Below are 2,366 nucleotides of genomic sequence, written 5' to 3'. Positions count from 1 at the left end.
GTGGGCATCATCGGCGCGTTCTTCGGCGTGCTGGCGTAAGGGCCCGGCTGCATAGATTTTCGTTGCAACCTGGAAAGGGGATGGAGCAGGCCTATGCCCTCCATCCCCTTTTTGTATAGAAGGAGTTCGTATGTTCGCGAAGGATCGCGAAGCAATGCGCCTGACGCCGGCAGAGGTCAGGCTGATTCTTATTGAGTCCCTGCAGTGGTGCGCCAACAACGCGGTCTACTTTTTGGGGCTTATCGGTGCGGCCACGTATGATCTGGCTGGCACGGCCTTTTTGGTTGCCGCCATTACGCTCGTGCGCAATCTTATGACGTCGGTGGGCAATATGGTGTCGGGCTCGGTCATCGATCGCTTTGGACCGCGCCGGACGTCGTTTGTGACGTGCGTGATTACGGCAGTGCTATCGCTTGGCGTGGGGTTGGCGCCGTTGTCTGTCCCCGGGCTTGTGTTTGCCGCGTGCGTCTTGGGACTTGCGGGCGGCTTTATCAACACCTGCACGCATGCGTTTCCGGGATACCTGGAGTCGACCACCGAGGGCCGTACCCGCGTGAACGGCCTCATGGTGTTCTACAGCAATATCGCCTATACCGCTGGCCCGCTGCTCGGCGGTGCCATCGTGAGCTGTTTTGCCACGCAATCGGTCTATCTGCTCATGGCGGGCATGATGGGTGTGGCGGCCGTGCTCTCCTTGGGCTGTCACGAGTGTGTTGCTCCCGCAAAAGGGGAGAAGCCGAAGGGCGGTATTTTGGGCGGCATGGCCGAGGGTGCGCGACTTACGTTTCGCGACCACGACCTGCGCCTCATCTTTATCTCGGGCTTTTTGGGTTTCTTTGCGTTTGGCGCGTTCGATTCGCTGGAGTCGTTGTTCTATCGCGATGTGCTCAACGTGGATATCGTCTGGCTGGGCTGGCTGTCCTCGGTCGTGGGCCTCACTTCCTCGGTGGGCGCGTTCATCCTGACCAAGCTTTCTGCCCGCCATGTCAACCTGCGATTGCTGCTCGGCGCGCTCATGGCCGTGGGCATTGGGTCCATGGTGTACGTGGGCACCGATATGCTGGGGGTCGCGATTATCGGTCAGGCGATTAACGGTCTGGCCTGGGGATTCCTGGAACCGCTGCAGATGATCTTGATTCAGGAGCGCGCCGACATCAAATACCTGGGGCGCATTACCGGCTTTGTGCGTTTTGGCCTGATGAGCGCCGGCGTGCTGCCGCTGCTGGCGGCTCCGTTTTTGGCGGAGGCTTTGGGCGTTCAGGCGGTGCTGTTTGGGGCATCGACCATTATTGCGCTGGTAGGAACGCTGTTCTTTGTCACACAAGGGAGGCGCCAGAGGCGTTAGCTATACATTCAATTCTAATTTAATACCACTCACCAGAGAATTTCGACCGTTCACCGAGGATTGGAGCAGATTGATAAGTGGTATTAAAAACACATTAGGTGTATGTCTATAATTGGTATCGAAAAGAAACGCGATGTATAGAGTTGCGTGCAGGACAGAAAGGAAAAGCCATGAAGGAAACCGAGAAGATCGAGATCATGCATTTCGACCAGGAGGGCTATCTCGAGGACGGCAAGGCGCTCTACGAGACCGGCAAGAAGATGACCGCGCTCGCCGACAAGGTCGCCGACGAGGGCTACGACGCCGTGTTCCTGATGGGTGTCGGCGGCACCTGGGACGAGCTCATGCAGCTCGAGTACCTCATGAACAAGTTCGGCGACCGCGACCTCGAGGTCTACCTGATCCACGCCGCCGAGTGGAACGTCATGGGCCACAAGCGCATGACCGAGAAGTCCGTCGTGCTCACCGCCTCCGAGTCCGGCACCACCCCCGAGGTCCTCGAGGCCGTCAAGAAGATGAAGGAAAAGGGCATTCGCGTCTACGCCATGACCAAGCCCGAGGGCCCCATCGGCCAGGCTGTCGGCGCCGAGAATTGCGTCAAGATGGCTTCCGATCATGGTAACGGCGGCTGCGAGATGGGCTACTACCTCGCCGACTGCTTCGGCCTGCGCCTGCTCAACCGCCGCGGCTGCTTCCCCAAGTTCGATCTGTTTATCGAGCAGACCAAGGACATCTGGAAGGACATGCTCGATATCCGCAAGCGCTTCGAGCCGCGCGCCGAGGAGCTCGCCAAGAAGTACGCCCTGGCCCCCTACACCATGTTCATCGGCTCCGGCGCCCTGTGGGGCGAGACCATCCTGTTCTCGATGTGCATCCTGGAGGAGATGCAGTGGAAGCGCACCCGCTACATCACCTCGGCCGACTTCTTCCACGGCACCCTCGAGCTCGTGGAGCCCGGCGTCCCCGTGTTCCTGTTCATGGGCGAGGACGAGAACCGCAAGCTCGACGAGCGCGTCCGCGC

At 59.6% G+C, this 2,366-nt stretch carries 2 protein-coding genes; both read left to right on the top strand.

Going from position 1 to position 2,366, the window contains the following annotated elements; all coding sequences use genetic code 11:
- Nucleotides 1–130 precede the first annotated feature (130 nt).
- Nucleotides 131–1,345, top strand: coding sequence for an MFS transporter (locus DWZ52_RS09730; RefSeq protein WP_195521868.1), 1,215 nt, complete (start codon nucleotides 131–133; stop codon nucleotides 1,343–1,345).
- A 170-nt stretch (nucleotides 1,346–1,515) separates the two neighbouring features.
- On the top strand, nucleotides 1,516–2,366 hold an 851-nt coding region (locus DWZ52_RS09725; RefSeq protein ID WP_233547309.1), incomplete at its 3' end, for an SIS domain-containing protein.

Origin of the sequence: Collinsella sp. AF33-16 (assembly GCF_003475325.1) — a bacterium.
GTDB lineage: Bacteria > Actinomycetota > Coriobacteriia > Coriobacteriales > Coriobacteriaceae > Collinsella.
Note: the sequence above shows the minus strand (reverse complement) of the source record. Positions and strands in the feature narration are given on the sequence as shown.